This is a genomic window from Allobosea sp. 2KB_26 (assembly GCF_052115715.1).
In the GTDB taxonomy this organism is placed as follows: domain Bacteria; phylum Pseudomonadota; class Alphaproteobacteria; order Rhizobiales; family Beijerinckiaceae; genus Allobosea.
Genome location: NZ_JBFRHE010000004.1, coordinates 60,856 through 81,854, shown reverse-complemented (window position 1 = coordinate 81,854; position 20,999 = coordinate 60,856). Strand labels below are relative to the sequence as shown.

The 20,999-nt window shown below is 65.1% G+C and carries 21 protein-coding genes and 1 pseudogene; 5 read left to right on the top strand and 17 right to left on the bottom strand.

The annotated features are described in order from the left end of the window. From AB4099_RS13875 to AB4099_RS13865, 3 genes are all read right to left on the bottom strand, one after another. The gene (locus tag AB4099_RS13875) at positions 1 to 1,197 is read right to left on the bottom strand and encodes a multidrug effflux MFS transporter (RefSeq protein WP_441478497.1); all 1,197 of its coding nucleotides are present in this window, start codon (positions 1,195 to 1,197) and stop codon (positions 1 to 3) included. Between the two features lie 82 nt (positions 1,198 to 1,279). Then, positions 1,280 to 2,020: a M48 family metallopeptidase gene (locus tag AB4099_RS13870; RefSeq protein ID WP_113515669.1), complete on the bottom strand. Its 741-nt coding sequence runs from the start codon at positions 2,018 to 2,020 to the stop codon at positions 1,280 to 1,282. Between the two features lie 42 nt (positions 2,021 to 2,062). Further along, positions 2,063 to 3,364, bottom strand: coding sequence for a polyhydroxyalkanoate depolymerase (locus tag AB4099_RS13865; protein ID WP_113515735.1), 1,302 nt, complete (start codon positions 3,362 to 3,364; stop codon positions 2,063 to 2,065). A 190-nt stretch (positions 3,365 to 3,554) separates the two neighbouring features. Between AB4099_RS13865 and AB4099_RS13860 the strand changes: the two genes are divergently transcribed. Together AB4099_RS13860 and AB4099_RS13855 are read left to right on the top strand one after the other, a co-directional pair. Beyond that, the gene (locus AB4099_RS13860) at positions 3,555 to 4,925 is read left to right on the top strand and encodes an ActS/PrrB/RegB family redox-sensitive histidine kinase (protein ID WP_113515736.1); all 1,371 of its coding nucleotides are present in this window, start codon (positions 3,555 to 3,557) and stop codon (positions 4,923 to 4,925) included. 62 nt (positions 4,926 to 4,987) lie between these two features. Next, a complete protein-coding gene (locus AB4099_RS13855; protein WP_043234810.1) occupies positions 4,988 to 5,542 on the top strand; it encodes an ActR/PrrA/RegA family redox response regulator transcription factor in 555 nt (184 codons plus the stop codon). Between the two features lie 91 nt (positions 5,543 to 5,633). Here AB4099_RS13855 and AB4099_RS13850 read toward each other — a convergent pair whose 3' ends face one another. Beyond that, on the bottom strand, positions 5,634 to 6,095 hold the full coding sequence (locus tag AB4099_RS13850; protein WP_113515670.1) for an MmcB family DNA repair protein: 462 nt from the start codon (positions 6,093 to 6,095) through the stop codon (positions 5,634 to 5,636). An 82-nt stretch (positions 6,096 to 6,177) separates the two neighbouring features. Between AB4099_RS13850 and AB4099_RS13845 the strand changes: the two genes are divergently transcribed. After that, complete coding sequence (locus tag AB4099_RS13845) at positions 6,178 to 7,200, top strand: MraY family glycosyltransferase (RefSeq protein WP_441478496.1); 1,023 nt, start codon at positions 6,178 to 6,180, stop codon at positions 7,198 to 7,200. Further along, the gene (locus AB4099_RS13840) at positions 7,197 to 8,120 is read left to right on the top strand and encodes an NAD-dependent epimerase/dehydratase family protein (RefSeq protein ID WP_441478495.1); all 924 of its coding nucleotides are present in this window, start codon (positions 7,197 to 7,199) and stop codon (positions 8,118 to 8,120) included. Before AB4099_RS13845 ends, AB4099_RS13840 begins: the two co-directional genes overlap by 4 nt. On the opposite strand, the gene AB4099_RS13835 is transcribed toward AB4099_RS13840, so the two are convergent. The 3 genes from AB4099_RS13835 to AB4099_RS13825 form a co-directional block, all read right to left on the bottom strand. Beyond that, entirely contained in the window at positions 8,044 to 10,008 is a 1,965-nt protein-coding gene (locus AB4099_RS13835; RefSeq protein WP_441478494.1) for an SDR family NAD(P)-dependent oxidoreductase, read from the bottom strand. The two genes, AB4099_RS13840 and AB4099_RS13835, sit on opposite strands and share 77 nt — an antisense overlap. A gap of 75 nt (positions 10,009 to 10,083) precedes the next feature. Continuing rightward, positions 10,084 to 10,695, bottom strand: a complete 612-nt coding sequence (locus AB4099_RS13830; protein WP_441478493.1) for a TetR/AcrR family transcriptional regulator — start codon at positions 10,693 to 10,695, stop codon at positions 10,084 to 10,086. Between the two features lie 228 nt (positions 10,696 to 10,923). Beyond that, positions 10,924 to 12,411, bottom strand: a complete 1,488-nt coding sequence (locus AB4099_RS13825; RefSeq protein ID WP_113515675.1) for a cobyric acid synthase — start codon at positions 12,409 to 12,411, stop codon at positions 10,924 to 10,926. A gap of 282 nt (positions 12,412 to 12,693) precedes the next feature. Between AB4099_RS13825 and AB4099_RS13820 the strand changes: the two genes are divergently transcribed. Next, positions 12,694 to 13,845, top strand: coding sequence for an aminotransferase (locus AB4099_RS13820; protein WP_113515676.1), 1,152 nt, complete (start codon positions 12,694 to 12,696; stop codon positions 13,843 to 13,845). A 13-nt stretch (positions 13,846 to 13,858) separates the two neighbouring features. On the opposite strand, the gene AB4099_RS13815 is transcribed toward AB4099_RS13820, so the two are convergent. From AB4099_RS13815 to hisB, 10 genes and pseudogenes are all read right to left on the bottom strand, one after another. After that, positions 13,859 to 15,211 (bottom strand): hypothetical protein, encoded by a 1,353-nt coding sequence (locus AB4099_RS13815; RefSeq protein WP_441478492.1) that lies wholly within the window; start codon positions 15,209 to 15,211, stop codon positions 13,859 to 13,861. Positions 15,212 to 15,277: 66 nt separating this feature from the next. After that, the gene (locus AB4099_RS13810) at positions 15,278 to 15,628 is read right to left on the bottom strand and encodes a RidA family protein (RefSeq protein WP_069878549.1); all 351 of its coding nucleotides are present in this window, start codon (positions 15,626 to 15,628) and stop codon (positions 15,278 to 15,280) included. A gap of 127 nt (positions 15,629 to 15,755) precedes the next feature. Continuing rightward, complete coding sequence (locus AB4099_RS13805; RefSeq protein ID WP_113515678.1) at positions 15,756 to 16,202, bottom strand: YqaA family protein; 447 nt, start codon at positions 16,200 to 16,202, stop codon at positions 15,756 to 15,758. A 9-nt stretch (positions 16,203 to 16,211) separates the two neighbouring features. Next, a complete protein-coding gene (coaA, locus tag AB4099_RS13800) occupies positions 16,212 to 17,186 on the bottom strand; it encodes a type I pantothenate kinase (protein ID WP_113515737.1) in 975 nt (324 codons plus the stop codon). Between the two features lie 109 nt (positions 17,187 to 17,295). Further along, the gene (locus AB4099_RS13795; RefSeq protein ID WP_069878551.1) at positions 17,296 to 17,616 is read right to left on the bottom strand and encodes a phosphoribosyl-ATP diphosphatase; all 321 of its coding nucleotides are present in this window, start codon (positions 17,614 to 17,616) and stop codon (positions 17,296 to 17,298) included. A 3-nt stretch (positions 17,617 to 17,619) separates the two neighbouring features. Further along, positions 17,620 to 18,384: an imidazole glycerol phosphate synthase subunit HisF gene (gene hisF, locus AB4099_RS13790; protein ID WP_113515679.1), complete on the bottom strand. Its 765-nt coding sequence runs from the start codon at positions 18,382 to 18,384 to the stop codon at positions 17,620 to 17,622. After that, the gene (hisA, locus tag AB4099_RS13785; RefSeq protein WP_113515680.1) at positions 18,381 to 19,136 is read right to left on the bottom strand and encodes a 1-(5-phosphoribosyl)-5-[(5-phosphoribosylamino)methylideneamino]imidazole-4-carboxamide isomerase; all 756 of its coding nucleotides are present in this window, start codon (positions 19,134 to 19,136) and stop codon (positions 18,381 to 18,383) included. The genes hisF and hisA overlap by 4 nt, the downstream gene beginning before the upstream one ends. Further along, on the bottom strand, positions 19,124 to 19,780 hold the full coding sequence (gene hisH, locus AB4099_RS13780; protein WP_441478491.1) for an imidazole glycerol phosphate synthase subunit HisH: 657 nt from the start codon (positions 19,778 to 19,780) through the stop codon (positions 19,124 to 19,126). The genes hisA and hisH overlap by 13 nt, the downstream gene beginning before the upstream one ends. Positions 19,781 to 19,977: 197 nt before the next feature. Beyond that, positions 19,978 to 20,265 (bottom strand): annotated as a pseudogene (locus tag AB4099_RS13775) (DUF2628 domain-containing protein); the annotation flags it as partial. 11 nt (positions 20,266 to 20,276) lie between these two features. Continuing rightward, positions 20,277 to 20,864 carry an imidazoleglycerol-phosphate dehydratase HisB gene (gene hisB / locus AB4099_RS13770; protein WP_113515683.1) on the bottom strand — a complete coding sequence of 196 codons (588 nt, stop codon included), beginning with the start codon at positions 20,862 to 20,864 and terminating at the stop codon, positions 20,277 to 20,279. Positions 20,865 to 20,999: the final 135 nt, after the last annotated feature.

Below are 20,999 nucleotides of genomic sequence, written 5' to 3'. Positions count from 1 at the left end.
TCAGGCCTTGGCCGCTCGCAGCTTGCGCGAGGCGTGAAACAGGACCAGAGCCGACACGCCGAGCAGCGACATCATCGCCGGCAGCGGCAGCGCCGAGTCCTTGAGCAGCTTGCCGACGACAAGACCGACACAGGCAGAGAACAGCATCTGGCAGAGTCCGACGAAGGATGATGCCGCTCCGGCGCGATCCGGAAAGGGCATCAGCGCTGAGGCCTGCGCCTGCGGCATGCTGAGCCCGATGCCGATCGAATAGATCGCCCAGGGTATCGTGACACCAAGCGCGCCGCCGAAGCCGGCGGTGAGGCAGAGCAGCATGCTCAGCCCGCCCGCCGCCAAGAAGCCCACGCCGATCGCAATGACGCCATCGAGGCCACGCCTGCCGACGAGACGCTGGGCGATGATCGTGCCCAGGATGAAGCCGAGCACCCCGAACCCGAACGACAGCCCGTAATCGCGCGGCGACAGGCCGTAGATGCTGATCAGCACGAAGGACGAGCCGGAGATGAAGGCGAAAAGTCCGCCATAGGCCAAGGCCGTGATCGCGACATAGACGCGATAGGGACGGTTCCTGAGCAACACGCCGAAGCTGCGGAAGATCGCCAGCAGCGACAGTCGCTCCGATGAACGCGCACGGATGGTCTCCGGCAGGAACAGGATGATCACGACCGCCAGCAGCAGCGCCAGGGCCAGCGTCGCGACGAAGGTCGAGCGCCAGCCAAAGGCCGCCTGCAGGATGCCGCCCACCGCCGGGGCAACGGCCGGGACCAACCCCATGATCATGCCCATGCGGGCGAATTCCCTGCCGGCGCGCGGCCCCTCATAGAGATCCCTGACCATGGCACGGCCGAGCACGATCGGTCCGGACGCGCCCAATGCCTGCAAGACCCGGCCTGCCACCAGCCACTCGATCGAAGGCGCAAGCGCGCAGAGCAGGGTCGCGACCAGGAAGAGCGCCAGACCGGTGAGAAGCACCGGTTTGCGCCCCAACCGGTCCGAGAGGGGGCCCCAGACGATCTGGCCTCCCGCGAAGCCGAACAGAAAGGCGGAGAGCGTTGCCTGCGCCCCTGCAACGTCGGTGTCCATGACCCGAACGATCTCGGGCAGGGACGGCAGATAGAAATCGGTCGAGAGCGGCCCAAGGGCCGTCAGCATGGCAAGCACCGCAGTCATTGCCAGCGTGTCGGGGCGCAACTTCACGGAACCATCCCTGTTTCGGCTGATGCCGGGTTAGGGGAGGTTGCGCCTCAAGTCGAGCCGAACGCCCGCCGCATCGGCGACCTCACCCGTAGCCGTGCAGCCCGGCGCCGTGGCGCTTCAGCCAGGCTTCCGCTTCCTCGGTCCGTGGGCAGAGCTTATGCGTCAACGCCCAGAAGCGGTGAGAATGGTTCATCTCCTTGAGATGCGCGACTTCATGGGCCGCGAGATAGTCCAGCACCAGTGGCGGGGCGAGGATCAGGCGCCAGGAGAAATTCAGGTGCCCCCTCGACGAACAGGAGCCCCAGCGGCTCGTGGTGTCGCGGATGGTGATCTTGCGGGCGGGGATGCCGAGCGTTGCCGTGTGGTGCCTGACCGCACGCTCGAGATCATCGAGCGCGGTGCGGCGCAGGAAATCCTTGACCCGACGCGCGACATGGGCGGCTTCGCCGGCCACCGCAATGATGGCAGTGCCATCCTTGTCGATTGTGGCGTGGGTGATGCCGCGCACCTTCGACCAATGCACGATCCGGTGGGGGGAGCCGCGAAAGGGCACGACCTGTCCCGGTTCGAAGGGCACCGAAAGCGGACGCTTGGCGAGCTTTGCCGCGATCCAGCCGCCGTGATTCTCGGCAAAGACCTTGCCGGTGAGGAAATCTGCGCGTTCCGGCAGCGTCAGTGTGATCTCGCCGGTCGCCTGCGAGACACGCAATGTCATCCGCCGCGCGGCTGCGCGCCGCTTCACCGCAACGGAGAACAGCGTACCGCCATGAGCAACCTCGATCCGATCCGGATCAGGCTGACGCTTGAACAGGGAGAGCCGCATCGCCGGCAATTGTGCTGGATTCGCGGGTGATGCGGAAGGGCTTCAGTTCGCGATCTTCAGCGCCTTGCGCGCGACGGCCGCGCTGTCGTCCCGGCGCGCCTTGGCCGCCTCCATGTCGAGGCTGACCATGAAGTCGGAAATGCGCGGGGCGATTTCGGCGCGGAAGCGCGAACCGTTGAAGACGCCGTAATGGCCAACGCCCTTCTGGAGATAGTGGACGCGCTTGTCGGAAGGGATATTGGCGCAGAGATCATGGGCAGCCTGGGTCTGGCCGACACCCGAGATATCGTCATTCTCGCCCTCGACCGTCATCAGCGCGACACGACGAATGGCCTTCAGATCAACCGGCTTGTCGCGATGCATCATCGTGCCCTTGGGCAGGGCATGCTGAACGAATACGGTATCGACCGTCTGGAGATAGAACTCCGCCGTCAGGTCCATGACCGCGAGATACTCGTCATAGAAATCGCGGTGCTTCTCGGCCGAATCGCCGTCCCCGGCGATGAGGTGCTTGTACATCTCGTAGTGAGCCGAGACATGCCGGTCGATATTCATGGCCATGAAGCCCGATAGCTGCATGAAGCCGGGATAGACCTCCCGGAAGGCGCCCATATGCGGGAACGGTACCATGGTGATGCAATTGCGGCGGAACCATTCGGTACCGCGCTCCATGGCAAGCTGGTTGACCGCGGTCGGCGAGCGGCGGGTATCGATCGGACCACCCATCAGGGTCATCGACCGCGGCGCATTGGGATCATTCTCGGCTTCCATCCGCGCGATCGCGGCAATCACCGGAACTGCAGGTTGGCAGACGGCCATGACATGGGTGTCGGGGCCGAGCGTCTGGAGCATGCCGACGACGTAGTCGATATAATCGTCGAGATCGAAGCGACCAGCGGCGAGCGGCACCAGGCGAGCATCGGTCCAGTCGGTGATGTAGACCTCATGGCCAGGCAGGAAGGCCTCGACCGTGCCTCTCAGCAGCGTGGCATAGTGGCCCGACATCGGCGCAACCAGCAGCACCTTGGGCTGCGGCTTGCGACGCCCGGCGATCTTGCGGTCGAAATAGACCAGCTTGCAGAAGGGCCGCTCCCAGACGACGCGCTCCTCGACGGCGACCTTGACGCCGCCGATCGTGGTCTCGTTCAGGTCGAAGGCGGGCTTCCCATAGCGGCGCGTCATCCGTTCGAACAGTTCACAGGACGCAGCGACCGTGCGGCCGAGCGGCGTGTAGGTCAGCGGATTGGCTGGGTTCTTGAACGCCAGCTGCAGCGCATCCGACATGCCACGAACGGGCGCGACCATCGTATGAACCGCTTCGTAGGCGTGATAAGCGAACGACATGGCAGCTCCATACATGCAGCGACGTCTCCCGGGTGCCGGATGCACCTGATGATGCGCCGCAACAAACAGCGCAGCCTAGATTGTTTCTGCTCTCATTCAATCCGGCAAAAGGCTAAGATTTTCCTTCAATGCCAAAATGCCACAGTTTTGCACTGCAAAACCCCGGGCCGCCATCGGATGCATGGGCGCCATGACGGTCCCTGATGCCGATCTCCCGCCGCTGGCGCGATCCAGCCGTCATTTGCGCCTCGACACCCTCGTGCGGTTGCGCTGGCTGGCCATCGCCGGCCAGAGCCTCGCGGTCGCCGGCGTGCATTTCGGCCTTGGCTTCACCCTGCCGTTCGGCTGGTGTTTCCTGGCCATCGCCATCTCCGCCTGGCTGAACATTGCGCTGCGCATTCGCTTTCCGCTCAGCCACAGGCTGCGCGAGGATGCGGCGACCGCGCTATTGGCCTTCGACATCATTCAGCTCGCAGCCCTGCTTTACCTGACCGGCGGCCTGCAAAATCCCTTCGCCATTCTGTTCCTGGCGCCGGTGATGATTTCGGCCACCGCCTTGCCTCCGCAGCGCACCATGCTGCTTGGGCTTCTGGCCGTCGTGCTGGCGAGCGTGCTCAACTTCACGCATCTGCCCCTGCCCTGGGCCGGGCCCAACCGGCCGGTCCTGCCGCCGTTCTACCAGGCGGGGACCTGGATCGCGCTCGTACTCGGACTGGGCTTCACCGGCATTTATGCTTGGCGCGTCGCCAAGGAAGCGCGCGACCTCTCGGAGGCTCTGGCTGCGACCGAGCTGGTCCTGGCACGCGAACAGCACCTTTCACAGCTCGACGGCCTCGCCGCAGCAGCAGCGCATGAACTCGGCACGCCGCTCGCCACAATCGCTCTGGTGGCACGTGAGTTGTCACGGCTAGCCCCGCCGGAAGGCGAGATGGCAGAGGATATCACGCTGCTGCGCGAGCAGGTTGAGCGCTGCCGCGGCATCCTCGGCAAGCTCACCTCGCTTCAGGACGACGATGCCGGCCCGCTCGACCAACTCTCGCTGCGCCTACTGATCGAAGAGACGGCAGGCCCGCAGCGGCCGTTCGGCGTGCCGTTCCGCATCGAGATGATCGGCGACAAGCCGGAACCCGTCTGCCGACGCAATCCCGGCATGATCTACGGCCTCGGCAACATCGTCGACAACGCCGTCGACTTCGCCCGCTCCGAGGTGGCGATCATTGCACAATGGACCGATATGCATGTCATGCTCACCATCGCCGATGATGGCCCGGGATTTCCGCCCGACGTCCTGATGCGCGCCGGCGAGCCCTATCTCTCGCGCGCAGCGGCAGAAAGTCGCGCCGGCGGCGGTTTGGGTCTGGGACTTTTCATTGCAAAAACGCTGCTTGAACGCGGCGGCGCAGCGCTCGAATTTTCGAACCTGCCATCGCCGGCGAGCGGCGCGTCCGTCCGTATGGTCTGGCCGAGGGCGGTGTTCGAGGCCGACGCAAAACCTTCCGGGTCTTCAAAACGGGAGGAAATGCCACTACCTGAGGGTGACGGCCCCTTCTCGCCGTCCTGATGCGCGAACCCCATGATCGCGCTACAATTTCGCCGGCTCGAACCGGTGGCAGGAGAGTTGAGATGCAACAGGCGCTGAACGACGCCGCCCAATCGGACATGACCCTGCTGCTCGTCGACGACGACAAGCCGTTCTTGACCCGACTCGCGCGGGCCATGGAAGGGCGGGGTTACTCCGTACGCATCGCCGAAAGTGTCTCGGCCGGTCTTGCTGCTGTCGAGGAAGAGGCCCCGGCCTTTGCCGTCATCGATCTGCGCCTTGCCGATGGCAACGGGCTCGATGTCATCGCCCGCTTGAAGGAGCGACGCCCCGACGCGCGCGGCATCGTGCTGACTGGTTACGGCAACATCGCGACCGCCGTCAGTGCCGTGAAGCTCGGTGCCTTCGATTTCCTTGCAAAACCCGCCGATGCCGACGAAATCCATTCCGCCCTCGCTGCCGCGCGCGATTCGCGGCCGATGCCGCCGGAAAACCCGATGTCGGCCGATCGTGTCCGCTGGGAACATATTCAACGTGTCTACGAGCTGTGCAGCCGCAATGTCTCAGAGACGGCGAGGCGGCTCGGCATGCACCGGCGCACCCTGCAGCGCATCCTGGCAAAACGCGCCCCGCGCTAAGCATCGACCCGAAAAGGGGATCGCGGTTTTCAGGAACGCCAATGCAGACACTGAAGATTAGATCATCGGACCGGATATCCAGTCCGATGATCTAAAGCGGCGGGTCCTCGATCAAGGCAAGGCGCTGGGCAGACAGTCTGGCGAAGGCGATCGTGAGCGCCTTGCGTCGCGCAGCCACGAGCGGATGGCGCGGGGCATCGCGCAGCAATTCGCCGCCATAGCTATCGGCGATGATCAGCCCGACATCGTCGGGCAGGATTTCGCGCGGGAATTCCGGTGCGACCGCGAAGAGAAAGCCATCGCAATAATCGCGATAATCCGGCCATTTGCCATCGACGCGATAGTCCTCGATGCCCGACTTGACCTCGATGACCAGGAGCTCGCCGGTCGGCGACAAGGCGACGATATCGCCGCGTCGGCCATTGGCGAAGGTCATTTCCTTGACGATGGCATAGCCGCGCTCACGCAAATGCCTGGTTGCGCCGCGGCAGACGGCACGGGTGATGTCGGGGCGGGCAGGTGGCGGGTTCAGCACGGAATCGGGAAGCAGCATATCGCATGTTCACTCTTTGTGCGCCTCAACGCAAGCCGAAGACGCTTGCAGGCCCGCGCCGTCCCGCTATGGTCCCGGCGCTTTGAACTCCCATCTTGCTCTCCTGCTGATCATCATTCCGGCTGCCGCGGCCTCGGCGGCGCTCTGCGTGCTGTTGCGGCCCCTGCTGCTCCGCTATGCGCTGGCGCGGCCGAATGCCCGCTCCAGCCATACGCAGCCGACGCCACAGGGCGGCGGCATCGCTGTTCTTGCCGGGGCCTTTCTCGCGCTGATCCTGGCTCTGCTGCTCCTTCCCCTTCCAACGGCGGCGCGCGCGGATCTGGTCTGGGTCATGGCGGCGGCAACGGCACTGGCGGTCGTCGGAGCCTGGGATGACATCCGCCCGCTTCCGGCCGCGACACGGCTCGTCCTGCAGGCGGTTTGCGTCGGGATCGTGCTGTTCTGCGCCGCTCCCGAACTCAGGCTGTTCCCGGACCTTTTGCCGCTCGGGCTCGAGCGCGGTCTCGCGCTCATCGCCGGGCTCTGGTTCGTCAATCTCGCCAATTTCATGGACGGCATCGACTGGATCACCGTTGCCGGCATCGCACCGCTCGCCGGTGCGCTTGCCCTGGCCGGCGCCAGCGGGGTGCTCGATCCCGCCAGCGGCCTGCTCGCCGCCGCCTTGTTCGGCGGACTCCTCGGCTTCGCGCCGTTCAACAAGCCCGTGGCGCGGCTCTTTCTCGGCGATGTCGGCTCGCTGCCGCTGGGTCTGCTCAGCGCCTATCTGCTTTACCGCCTGGCGGGAACCGGCGCACTGACCGCTGCACTGATCCTGCCGCTCTATCATGTCGCGGATTCGACGATCACGCTTTTCAGGCGGCTGGCGCGTGGCGAGAAGGTCTGGGAGGCGCATCGCAGCCATTTTTACCAGCAGGCGACCGTCAACGGCTTCAGCGTTCGGGAGGTCGTGATACAGGTCGCGCTGCTCAATCTTGCCCTGATCGCGCTTGCAGCGCTCAGCATCGCCCTTCCCGCGCTTTGGCAACAGCTCATCTGTCTCGCGCTTGCGGCGATGCTGACCGGGTTGCTGCTGCGGCGCTTCGCCAGCAAGCGGATCCGGCCGTGAGCGAACGCGTTCTCGTTACGGGAGCAAGCGGCTTCATCGGCCCACATGTCGTCGCCGGCCTTCATGCGAAGGGATACAGCGTCCGGGTCGCCCAGCGGCGCGAGAGCCCCGTAGATGAGGGCATCGAGCGCGTGGTGATCGGCGATCTCTCCGAACCGGTGGATTGGCGCCCGGCTGTGGCAGGCGTCCGCCATGTCGTCCATCTCGCCGGCCTCGCCCATGCCGGGCCGGGTCTCGATGAATCGCTCTGCCGGCGAATCAACACCGAGGCGACGCTCGCGCTGGCCGAAGCAACTCAGTCGGCAGGCGCCGAACGATTTATCTATATCTCTTCCATCAAGGCTCTCACGGGAGCCTTTGACGGCCATTTTCGCGAGAGCGACCCGCCAGCCCCGGACGATGCCTATGGCCGCTCCAAGCTGGCAGCGGAGCAGGGACTCGCGGCGCTCGGTCTCGACTGGATCTCGCTGAGGCCGGTTCTGGTCTATGGGCCCGGCGTCAAAGCGAATATGGCGTCGCTCCTGAAGCTGGCGCGTCTGCCGATACCCTTGCCCCTCGGCGGTCTCGATGCCCCGCGCTCTCTGCTCGCCATCGAGAATCTCGTCGACGCGATCCTCTTCGCGCTGACACCCGCCTGCCCGGCACGGCGTAGCTATACAGTTGCCGACCCCGAGCCCGTCAGCGTGGCCGAGATGATGGCAGCGATGCGCTCCGGCCTCGGGCGCAAGCCGAGCCTCCTGCCCATTCCAGCGGCTCTCCTGAAGCAAGCGGCGCGGCTGGCCGGGAAGGAACAGGCCTTCGCCAAGCTCAGTGGCGGGCTCGTCGCGCGCCCCGAGGGGCTGATCAGGGCCGGTTGGCGGCCACCGGCAGCGACGCTTCCGGCACTGGCGCAGTTGGCTGCGGCTGCTGACGCAGCTTGAAATCCGGAATTGCCTCCTCCAGCACGGCCTCGGCCGCAAGGCGATCCTCCGCCTTGATGGCGGCTTCCAGGCGCGAGAACCAGCCCTGCATGCGGGCGCGCCCCGCGAAGCTCGGCTTCGCCGCCATGACGCCGTCGAGCCCGGTCTCGGCCATCGGCTCGTCATGCGCGAAGAGAATCTCGTTCAGGCGCTCGCCCGGGCGGACACCGGTGATCGCGATTTCGATATCGACGCCCGGCTCATAGCCAGCGAGCCGAATCATGCGCTCGGCCAGATCCATGATCCTGACCGGCTGGCCCATCTTGAGCACATAGACGGCCGCGCGCTCGGTTTCTGGCCCTGCGGCGCGGGCATGCGACGCGGCGGTCAGGACGAGATCGCACGCTTCGCGGATCGTCATGAAGTAGCGGATCATCTCCGGGCTGGTCACAGTCAGCGGACCGCCGCGCTTGATCTGCGCCTTGAACTTCGGAACCACCGAGCCGACCGAGCCCAGCACGTTGCCGAAGCGCACCGCAACAAGGCGCATGCCGGAGGCTGCTGCGACGAACTCGGCATCGCGCGACTGGGCATACATCTCGGCGAAACGCTTGGTCGCTCCCAGCATCGAGACGGGCTCGATCGCCTTGTCGGTCGAGATCATCACGAAAATCTTCGCGTCGGCCGCGATTGCCGCATCGATGACATGCATCGAGCCGAAAACATTGGTCTTGATGCCCTCCGCCCAGTCGGCCTCGAGATAAGGCACATGTTTCAACGCCGCGGCGTGGATCACGATGTCGGGGGCAAACGCCGTGAAGAGCGGTGTGATCCGGGCGCGATCGCGCACATCGGCAAGCGCTCCCGAGATCGTCGTCTCCAGCCGATGCGCCGCGAGTTCCTCCGTGATCTGGAACAGCGCCGGCTCCGAGCTCTCGACCACCAGGAGTTCCGAAGCGCCAAAGGCTGCGCAGCGCAGGCAGATCTCCGAACCGATCGAGCCACCGCCACCCGTGACGATAACGCGCTTGCCCTTCAGGAAGGCACCCAGACGGTCGCGATCGATCTTGACCGAGGGGCGGACGAGCAGGTCCTCGATCTCCAGCGGAGCAAGCTCGGTCTCGCTCCCGCCTTCGCCGAAGGAATCGAGCCGCGAGATCGGCAAGGCGAGCCTGCGCGTCCGAGCGAGCCATTTGTCCGGCTCGGCTTCGGGCGCCAAGGCGCTCGAGGTGGCGACGATACGACGGAATGGCTCACCGCGTTCGGCCGCGTCACCAGCGACCGTCTCGATCTGAGACAGCAGACCCAGCACGGGAACGCCGCGGATCGACTGGCCGAGATCATCGGCGCGCGGGGACAGAATGCCCGCAGGCTTCAATTTGCGCATGGTCCCGGCTTCCATGGCGCGAATGACCATCTCAACCTCGACGCCACGGCCGAGCAGCAGCGCGGGCAGCGCCGCGTCGCGCACGGCATGCTGCTTGGAACGGGAATATTTAAGGTAGCGATAGGCGAGGCGCGGGCCGCCGAGCAGCGCGTTCTGCACAAGCCAGTAGAGTGCGATGGTGATCTTGCCGAAATAGAAGGCGCCGTAGAGGCTCGGCGACAGCAGGAGATAGTCGATCACCAGCAGCGACAGCGACAGGACGGTAACCGCCTTGACGATGTTCGACAGGTCCGGAAGCGAGGCGAAACGCCATTTCGAGCGGTAAAGCGAGAAAAACCAGTAAACTGCGCCGGCATAGGCGACGAAAAACGGCAGGAAGCTCGGCAGATAGCGCAGATGCTCATCGAGCTGCCAGCCCTCGAATCGCACCACGAAAACGGAGACGATCGCCAGCGCCGTGACCAGAAGATCATGGACGATGACGGCGAGCTTCTTGGTATTCTGCTTGGTGAATAGGGCCATGGCCGGCGGGGTATCCCGCTCCCGTGCCGCCTTGTCAACGCGAAGCGGCAGGCAAGGAGCGCAGTGCGCGCGAAATCAGGCCTCCGCGTGCGAGACCTTGGCGCGCGAATAGCCGAGGCCAGCGAGAATAAAATCGACCATCTCCTCGATGCTCGGCCCCGGCAGGCTCAGGCATTGCGAGATCAGCATCGGATGGCAGAAGGGCGTCATCGCAAAACGCACGCAGGCGGTGGCGACTTGCGGGTCCATCGGTCGGAATTCGCCCGAGTCGATGCCTTCCGCGACGACACCGCGCAGGATGCCGTCATAGCGCCCGATATGGGCCTGGACGACCTCCCAGCTCTCCTCCATCGCAGCGGCGACCATCTCGTGCACCTTGTGGTGGTCGAGATAACGCAGGGAGTTGATGCGGTTGTTGGTGATCAGGATATCCCGAAGCCGCTCGGCCGCGGAACGCTTTTCCCGCGCGATCGCCGTAACGGCCGCTTCCATCTCGCCCATATAGCGCTCGGCGACGGCCTCATTGATGGATTTCTTGGAGTCGAAGAACCGATAGACATTGGCGGGACTCATCCGCAGTGCCTTGGCGATGTCCGCCACCGTGGTCTTCTGGTAGCCGATGTCACGAAAGAAGCGCTCCGCCGTATCGACGATGCACTGCCTCGTATCCCGCTCAAGATGACTCAACTCGGTTTCTCGTTCAGTTGCTCGGCGATTTCGGGTGGGAATTGTTCATTATGATGAATTTCGTCATTCGTCAACTCCATGACGAATAAAGACTTTAGCCAAATCTTCCTGACATCTCTGACCGGTAGACGGCAAAACTGACCAGTTTGTCAATCCGCCCCGGGGCCGGTAGACCGGGGTGCGGTGAAAGTGTCGCAGGCCAAGCTGCGCGCGTTCGGTCCGCTTCCATCAGGTCGACCGCACCCGCTCCTGCGCGAGAGCCCAGATCGCGTCGATGTCGAGATGCCGGGCCAGATGTTGGGCCAGACGGTCGAGCACCAGCTCGACTTCATCCTCGTAATTCAGCGTCGAAGACAGCGTTCTGCCTGCGAGACTGGCAAGAACGGCGGCGCGGACGGCATCAGAGGCAAAGGCGCCATGCAGATAGGTCCCGATCACACGCCCGTCGGACGAGGCTGCTCCTTCCCGGCGGTCACCGACCCGAAAGGGCGCGCGCTGCGTATCGGGCCCGTCGGTGCGGCCAAGATGAATCTCGTAAGCGCGACCTGACGATGCGCTGGGCGCATGGGTGAAATCGACTTCGCGCACCGTCTTGCCAGGCTCCAGCACGGTCTCGACCTCGAGCATGCCGAGACCTGGAGCCTCACCTGACGGCCCCTCCAGACCATGAGGATCCCGCACGGTACGCCCAAGCATCTGGTAGCCGCCGCAGAGGCCGATGACATGCCCTCCGCGCCGGCGATGGCCGGCGAGATCGACATCCCAGCCCTCCTCACGCAGCGCCGCGAGATCACGGAGCGTCGTCTTGGAGCCTGGCAGGATGACAAGATCGGCGTCGGCTGGCAGCGGCGTGCCGCGGGTCACCATGACCAGTTCGACGGCAGCCTCCAGTTTCAGCGGGTCGAGATCGTCGAAATTGGCGATTCCCGGCAGCACCGGCACGGCGACCTTGAGCGTGGCTCCGGCCTTGCGCGCGCCGGAAGTCAGATCGAGCCCGTCCTCGGCCGGCAGGCGAGACGCTTCAGCGAACCAGGGCACAATGCCGAGGCAAGGCCAGCTCGTCGCTTGCGAAATCGTGGTGATGCCGTCCTTGAAGAGCGCGGCGTCGCCGCGAAAGCGGTTGATGGCAAAGGCCCGAATCATGTCGCGGTCGGCCATATCGAGCACGGCATGGGTGCCGACGAGACTGGCGATCACACCGCCGCGATCAATGTCGCCGATCAGCAGCGCGGGAACGCCGGCCGCGCGCGCAAAACCGAGATTGGCGATGTCTCGCGCACGCAGATTGGTCTCGGCTGGCGACCCGGCTCCCTCGACGAGAACGAGATCGGCCCCGGCGCTGAGGCGCTCAAAACTCTCCAGCACTTTCGGCAGGAAATCGCCGCGCCTCGCAAAATCGCCGGACGCGAGGTGGCCTGCGACTCGGCCCTGCAGCACGATCTGGCTGCCTGTATCGCTCTCCGGCTTGAGAAGCACCGGGTTCATGTCGACATGCGGTGGCACGCGGGCGGCGCGGGCCTGAAGGGCCTGGGCGCGGCCGATCTCGCCTGAAGCGGTCGCCGCGGCATTGTTCGACATGTTCTGTGGCTTGAACGGCCGCACCCTGAGGCCGCGATCGGCAAAGAGGCGACATAGTCCAGCGACGAGCAGCGACTTCCCGACATTCGAGCCAGTGCCGAGAACCATCAGGGCGGGGGTGGATTTGGGCGCTGCCATGGCACTTGCTTAGGCGGCGCTCAGGGCGCGGGCAAGCAGGCGGCGATGGAGAGGGAGGGTCACCGGTTCACGCCAATATCCCGCAGCTCCAAAGGGGCGAAGAAACCGCGGGCGCCCGTCGTGAACCGGCGAAACGGAGATAAGCATTGACCGCTGATGAATGTCAACATTCATCATTCCATATTCTGTCAGGAGCATGAGGCCTTGGCTGAGCCGGTGCACAGGGCAGCGGGACATGGTAGAGGCCCAAGCTCTCTCGCACCCAAACCCGACAAGATTGCGATGAACCCGATCTTCTCCGCCCTTCAGACCAGCGTCTTTGAAGTGATGTCGCGTCTCGCGCGCGAGACCGGCGCCGTGAATCTCGGCCAGGGCTTTCCCGACGATCCGGGCCCCGAGGATGTGCGGCGAAAAGCCGCCGAGGCAGTGATGACCGGCTGGAATCAATACCCGCCGATGATGGGCCTGCCGGAGCTGCGTCAGGCCTGCGCCACGCATTACAAGCGCTGGCAGGACCTCGATCTCGATCCCGACAGCGAAGTGATGATCACTTCGGGGGCAACCGAGGCGATCGCCGGCGCCCTGATGGCGCTGATCACGCCCGGTGACGAGGTCGTGCTGTTCGAGCCGATGTACGACGCCTATGTGCCACTGGTGCGGCGGGCGGGCGGCATTCCGAAATTCGTGACCCTGACTCCGCCGGCTTTCGGTCTGAGCGAGGAGGCGTTGGCCCAGGCCTTTTCCCCAAAGACCCGGGTCGTGCTGTTCAACAACCCGCTGAATCCGACCGCGACGATCTTCAGTGCTGCCGATCTCGATCTGCTCGCCGATTTCTGCATCCGGCATGACGCCATCGCGATCTGCGACGAGGTCTGGGAGCATGTCGTCTTCGACGGTCGCAGGCACGCACCGCTGATGGCGCGGCCGGGCATGCGCGAGCGCACAGTGAAGATTTCATCGGCCGGGAAGATCTTCTCGCTGACCGGATGGAAGGTCGGGATGGTGATGGCGGCGCCCAATCTGATGCGCGTGCTCGCCAAGGCACATCAATACATCACGTTTACCACCCCGCCGAACCTGCAGGTCGCGGTCGCCTATGGGCTCGGCAAGGACGACGCCTATTTCGATGGGATGCGCGCCGATTTCCAGCGCTCGCGCGATCGCTTCGCCAGCGGGCTGCAGGGTCTCGGCTTCAGCGTGCTGCCGAGCGTCGGCACCTATTTTCTCAATGTCGACATCGCCCCGCTCGGCGAGAGCGACGACACGGCGTTCTGTCAGAGACTGGTCACGGAGAACGGGGTCGCGGCGATCCCGGTCAGCGCCTTCTATGCGGAGGGCGCAGTCAAGACCGTGGTGCGCTTCTGCTTTGCCAAGCATGACGCGACACTCGATGCGGCGCTGGAGCGGCTTGCGGCCTGGAGGAAGGCAGCCTGAGCTGCGGCCGCTCTCAGCCCTTGCGCAGTATCTCGACCAGCCTGCCGGCCTTGATCAGCGGCGCCTCGAGGCCTTTGGCGTTCGCGGCGTGTCCACTGGCCCGCAAGGCTTCGATCGCCGACATGATCTGAGCGAGGGCCTGCTCGGCCAAGCCTCGATCACGGCGGCGTTCGGCGAGATGCAGGGAAGCCTGTCCGTGACTGGCCATGGTTGCCGCCCAAAGGGAGGGTACTGTCTCGCGCCGGCGCTCCTCAAGCGCGGCAGAGAACAAGGCGATGGCCTCTTCGAGCACGACGGGCTCGCTATAGCGCTCGCCCATGGCCGCTAGCACCCCACCCATCTGATGCTGCAACTCGGCCCAGCGCAGAGGCTCCCGCGCCCTGTCGACGGTCTTGGCAACCCTGTTGAAGCCGTTGAAAGCCCGCTCGAGCAGGGCGAGGTCCTTCCGGCGCGAACCGAGATCGGCGCGCGCGCGAGAAATCAAGTGCTCGGCCTCGAGCCAGCGCGCCTCATCGCGACTTCGATCCCAGCGAGCAAGGACATCGGCGAACGCTGCAACCGCTTCTTCCAGCAGATCATCGTCCGCGCTGGCCTCGCCCAGCATCGAGGCAAGTCGGCCAAAGCGGACCTTCAATCCATGCCAGAGGGCCGGCGCCTCATCCCGGCGGAGGTCCTCTAATGCCGCCCGGCAACGGCCGAGCGCCTCGACGCGTAGTTTGCCATCGCCGGACATCTCCGCGAGGCCCTCGAGCGCGGCGGCGAATGCGTCCTGGGCCCCGGCGAAGGCGACCGTATCCTCGAGGCTGTCGACCCCCTCGAGCACACGGCGCAGCAAGCCAGTGGCCGCGTCATAGCCGTCTCGCCCACCGAAATCCTCGCTGATCCGCGCCAGCGCTTTCGCCTGGGAGAGAGCCAGGTCCCGACTGCGATCGAGATCGGCCAGACCGATGAGGGCGGACGCTTCGCCATAGCGGGCAGCGGCCTCGCGATAGGCCTCCGACGTCATGCGCAGAAAGCTGATCGCCGCCCGGTCGGTGCGGTTCCCGCCGGCCGTGAGCCGCTGGGCGACCGTCAGTGCCGAGAGGTCGGTCGAGCCGCCGATCACATGGAGCTCGGCCTGCGCCAAGGCCTTGTCCGCTTCTGCGAAGCGGCCGGCGGCAAGCGCTGCCGCCGCCTCGCTTCGCAGATGCCGGGTGGCCTCGTCGCCAAGTGGATCGCCGAGTCGACCTGCCACTGCGAGGAAATCCTGCGCCTTGCGGTCAAGCAGCGCTTCCTCAGGAAGCGCTGCGCCGGGTCGGCGCAGCCAATCCGCAACCATGGCCGGCAGCGCCACTGGCGGCAGGCCGTAGCGCACGGTGACGCGCACTAGAAGCGGCGCGATCTCCTCCGACCCGCTGATGGCATCCTCCCGTTCCGGATCAGCCCTGGCGTCTCACTTCGCGGCGATGACCGCGATCTCGACCGTGAACTGCGGCGCGGCAAGCTTGGCCTCGACGGTGGCGCGACCGGGAGTCTGACCAGCGACGACCCACTTGTCCCAGACGCCGTTCATCTCGGCGAAGGTCGACATGTCGGAGAGCCAGATATTGACCATCAGCAGCTTGGTCTTGTCGGTGCCGGCTTCGGCCAGCAGGCCGTCAATGATGCCGAGGATGTCGGCGGTCTGCTCGGCAACGCTCTTGCCGGCAGCCTTATCGGCAACCTGACCGGCGAGATAGACGGTGTTGCCATGCACGACGGCCTTGGACATGCGGGGGCCGATACCGATGCGCTGGATGCTCATGATCAGATCTCCTGAAGTAAGGGGCTTGCTGGTAGCCCGAGACATCCGCACACGCAAATCTCTAAAGCCAAAAAGCTGAAGCAGCTTTCGCGCAAAAGCCGGTACGCGCGTTGCCTTAAGCCAAAGGCTATGACGCTGCGACCCAGCCGGCCCAGAGCGCAGCGTAGCGCGCCGCCTTGCCGATGAACACGAGCAGGGTGAAGCGGCCGAGCGGATAGTTCATCGTTCCGGCGACGACCGTCAGCGGGTCGCCGACAATCGGCAGCCAGGCAAGAAGCAAGGACGGCCAGCCAAAACGGCCGAACCAGGCCTGGGCGCGGCCGAGCTTCGCAGGGTCCGGACGCAGCCTGGCGGGCAATCTCTCCAGCCCACCTTGCGTGATCAGCCGGCCGATCCACCAGTTGAGGACCGAGCCCGCAGTGTTCGCGAGGCTCGCGACCACGAACAGCGCCAGCGGTTCGGCGCTCCGTGCGGCGAGCAGGCCGACAAAGACCGCCTCCGACTGCGCCGGCAGGATCGAGGCCGCGACGAAGGCGGCGCCCGCCATCGCCGCGAGCGCGGACAAAGCCTCCATGCCGGTTTCTCAGAGGCGGCGCAGCGCGACCTGCTGGATGCGATGGCTCGCGCCCTTGGTCAGGATCAGGCTGGCGCGCTGGCGCGTCGGCAGGATGTTCTCCTGCAGGTTCGGCATGTTGATCCCGGTCCACAAACTCTCGGCGATCGACAGGGCCTCCTCCTCGCCGATCTCGGCATATTTGCGGAAGAAGGAGCGTGGATCGCGGAAGGCGGTCTGGCGCAGCGTCATGAAGCGGTTGACGTACCAGCGGTGCAGGTCGTCCTCATGCGCGTCGAGATAGACCGAGAAATCGAAATAGTCGGAGACGAAGGGGATGACCTTGCCGTCCTTCGGCATCCGGCTCGGTTGCAGGACGTTGAGGCCTTCGAGGATCAGGATATCGGGCCGCTCGACGGTGACCTGCTCACCGGGAACGACGTCGTAGACAAGGTGCGAATAGACCGGCGCCAAGACCGCAGGCCTGCCTGCTTTCACATCGGAGAGGAAACGCAGGATGGCCGAGCTGTCATAGCTTTCCGGAAAGCCCTTGCGCTGCATCAACCCGCGCCGCTCGAGTTCGGCATTGGGCAGCAGGAAGCCGTCGGTGGTGACGAGTTCGACCTTGGGCGTGTTCGGCCAGCGCGAGAGCAGCGCCTTCAACACGCGCGCCGTGGTCGACTTGCCGACCGCGACCGAGCCGGCGACCCCGATGATATAGGGCACCTTGACCTCGGCTTCCGCCAGCAGAAAGCGCTGCGTCGCCTTGAACAGGCCCTGCGTGGCGGCAACGTAAAGCGACAGCAGCCGCGACAGCGGCAGGTAGATCGCGACGATCTCGTCCAGCGAGATCGGATCATTGATCGATTGCAGCTTGGTCAGGTCGTCGACCGAGAGGGTCAGCGGCGTGTCGGCACGCAAATGCGCCCACTCGTCCCGTGTGAAGGTCCGATAGGGTGAAACCAGATCGGGATCGGCCGCGGCCGGGATCAGACGTTGGTCCATGCTACCGCGATCCGCATTCCAGACTTCGAGATTCAAGGCTCGGACATCCTCGACTGGACACTAAGCATGCTGCCTTCCGAAAGCCGGCTCCGGCCTTCGGCACCATGTCTCAGGGTTTCCTCGCCGCCTTTTCAGCCAGACCGGACCGGGCGGTACGGGCCTCAAGCTGGCTCAACACATCTTGCAATGCAACATCGCGCGACGAAAGCACGACCAAGAGATGATAAAGCAAATCGGCACTTTCGGCGATCAAAGCCTGCTTGTCGCCTTGCACAGCTGCAATCACGGTTTCGACAGCCTCTTCGCCGAGCTTCTTGGCAGCGCGCTCCGGCCCGGCAGCCAGGAGCTTGGCGGTCCAGGACTCCTCGGGGGAGGCCCTTCCACGCTCGGCGACGATCTTTTCGAGGTCGGACAGTGTAAAGCCGCTCATCGCTCAATCCAGCCGCATCGCCAGCCCTGCCGCCGCCATATGGGCTTTGGCCTGGGGGATGGTGAAAGTACCGAAGTGGAAGATCGAGGCCGCCAGCACGGCACTGGCATGGCCCTCCCGCACGCCATCGACGAGATGGTCGAGCGTGCCGACACCGCCGGACGCGATGACGGGCACGGAAACCGCATCGGCAATCCTGCTGGTCAGGTCGAGGTCGAAGCCGGCCCCGGTGCCGTCGCGGTCCATCGAGGTCAGCAGCAACTCGCCGGCGCCGAGCGAGACGACCTCACGGGCATAGGCGACGGCATCGAGCCCAGTCGCATTGCGGCCGCCATGGGTGAAGATCTCCCAGCGCTCCGGTGCCACCTTCTTGGCGTCGATCGCGACGACGATGCACTGGTCGCCGAACTTCTCCGCCGCTTCCTTGACGAAGGCGCGCCGCTGCACGGCCGCCGTCATGATCGCGACCTTGTCGGCCCCGGCCAAGAGCAGCTTGCGGATATCGTCGACCGTGCGGACGCCGCCGCCCACGGTGAGCGGCATGAAGCAGGCCTCTGCGGTGCGCGTCACCACATCGAACAGGATGCCGCGATCCTCATGGCTCGCCGTGATGTCGAGGAAGCAGAGTTCGTCCGCGCCGGCCGCGTCATAGGCCTTGGCGGCCTCGACCGGATCACCGGCATCGACGAGATCGACGAATTTCACGCCCTTGACGACACGGCCGTCCTTGACGTCGAGGCAGGGGATGATGCGGGTTTTCAGGCTCATGCCGCCTTCCCCTTGTCCGCCTGCGCGATCCGCGCCAGCGCCGCAGCCGGATCGAGGCGCCCGTCATAGAGCGCGCGGCCCGTGATCGCACCTTCCAGGATGGCGGCGTCCGGCGCGCAGAGGCGCTCGATATCGGCCATGGAGGCGAGCCCGCCCGACGCGATCACCGGAATGGTCAGTGCCCCGGCGAGCGCGATCGTGCCGTTCCAGTTGATGCCCTGGAGCATCCCGTCGCGCGCGATGTCGGTGTAGATGATCGCAGCGACGCCTGCATCCTCGAAGCGGCGGCCAAGATCCACCGCGGCGAGCGAAGAGGTTTCGGCCCAGCCTTCGACCGCGACGAAACCGTCGCGCGCATCGATGCCGACTGCGACCTGGCCCGGAAAGGCCCTCGCCGCCTCGCGCACGAATGCCGGATCGCGCACCGCGGCCGTGCCGATGATGACGCGGCGCACGCCCTTGCCGAGCCAGCCCTCGACGGTCGCGATGTCGCGAATGCCGCCGCCGAGCTGCACCGGAAACGCGACCCGGCCGAGGATGGCCTCGACAGCTCCAGCATTCATCGGCTTGCCGGCAAAGGCGCCGTCGAGATCGACGACATGGAGCCATTCGAAACCCTGCGCCTCGAATTCCGCGGCTTGCGCGGCCGGATCGTCATTGAAGACGGTCGCCTGGGCCATGTCGCCCTGCTTCAGGCGGACGCAGCGTCCGTCCTTGAGATCGATGGCGGGGAACAGAATCACGGTGTCCATCCCAAGAAATTGCTAATCAGCTTCAGTCCGAGCTTCTGACTCTTCTCGGGGTGGAACTGCGTGCCGGCGATGTTGCCGCGCGCTACCATTGCCGTGACGGGTCCGCCATACTCGGTCAGCGCCAGCACGTCCTCGGCCCGCTCCGGCGTCAGCGCGTAGGAATGCACGAAATAGGCATGCAGGCCGCCCGGGCCGGTCTCGATGCCAGCGAGCAACGGATGCTCGTCCTGCGCGTGCAGATTGTTCCAGCCCATATGCGGGATCTTGAGGCTCTCGTCGGTCGGCCTGATCAGGGCGACATCGCCCGGAATCCAGCCGAGGCCGTCCGTCACCGTATATTCGAGCCCTCGGCTTGCGAGGAGCTGCATGCCGACGCAGATGCCGAGAAAGGGGCGCTGCTTGCCGCGGACGACGTCCTCGAGAACTTCGACCATGCCGGAGACGGCATCGAGCCCGCAGCGACAATCGGCGAAGGCGCCGACACCCGGCAGGACGATGCGATCGGCCGCACGCACGACCGCGGGATCACTGGTGACGCGAATAGTAGCGGCAATGCCGGACTCGGCTGCCGCGCGCTCAAAGGCCTTGGCGGCCGAGTGCAGGTTGCCGGATCCGTAATCGATGATGGCGACGGATTGGGTCATCGGCCTTGCGCCTCAGGAAAGAGTCCGATCACCGGAACGGCGCTTGAGGACTGGAAACGCGGAGGAACCGGCGCGGCTTCGCGCGGAGCCGGCGCAGGCAGGCTTTCGAGAGCCCGCTCGAAATAGCGTCGTTCGGCGCTCGCGAGATCGGGAGCCTCGATCACATCGGCAAGCCGCCAGCCTTTCCGCAGCAGCTTGCGCGCGATCAGGTTCCGGCCTTCAAGCCCGAGGAAGAGTCCGATGACGAATTGCGCCAGCAGGGCCGCACCGCTGGCGAGCCCGAGATCGCTCTGCGCGTAATACACGGCAGCCCAGACCAGCGCGAAGAGGAGCGTCGCCAGCCAGAGCCGCTTCGCCAGCAGCCAGAAGCCCGTGAAGAGGAAGGCTGCCCAGGAGAATGTCTCGGGCAGGAGCCGCGCCTGCTCGATATCGTCGCGCTCGCTGCCGGAACCGGGCGGCGGAATCAGGACCGTATAGAACGCCATGTCATGGCCCCTTATAACGCGCCCTTGGTGGACGGCACGCGGCCACCTTCCCGCGGATCGACTTCCAGCGCGTGGCGCAGCGCCCGCGCCAACCCCTTGAAGCAGCTCTCGGCGATATGATGAGCATTGTCGCCGTAGAGTGTCTCGACATGCAGGGTCAGGCCCGCATTGATCGCAAAGGCCTGGAAGAACTCGCGCACCAGCTCGGTATCGAACGTGCCGATCTTCTCGGCCTTGAAGCTCGTGCGGAACACCAGAAAAGGCCGGCCGGAGACATCGACGGCGACGCGGGTCAGCGTCTCGTCCATCGGCAGATGCACGTCGGCGTAGCGGCGGATGCCCTTCTTGTCGCCGAGCGCCTGCTTTACCGCCTCGCCGAGCGCGATGCCCGCATCCTCGACCGAATGGTGATCATCGATATGGGTGTCGCCTTTCACCGTGACCGCAAGATCGATCAGCGAATGGCGGGCAAAGAGATCGAGCATATGGTCGAAGAAGCCGACGCCCGTCGCGATCTCGGCCTTGCCCGTGCCGTCGAGCGAGAGCTTGACCGAGATATCGGTTTCATTGGTGCGGCGCTTCACTTCGCCCGAACGCATTTGAAAAGCCCTTGTGACCTTGCTGGCCGGTGCTTTAGCGCGCTTTCCGCTCGACTGAAATCAGCCGAGCGACAAGAATTCGCGCCAAAGTGGCTGCTGAAGCATGTTCTCGTGGCAAAAGTGCATCCCACTTCT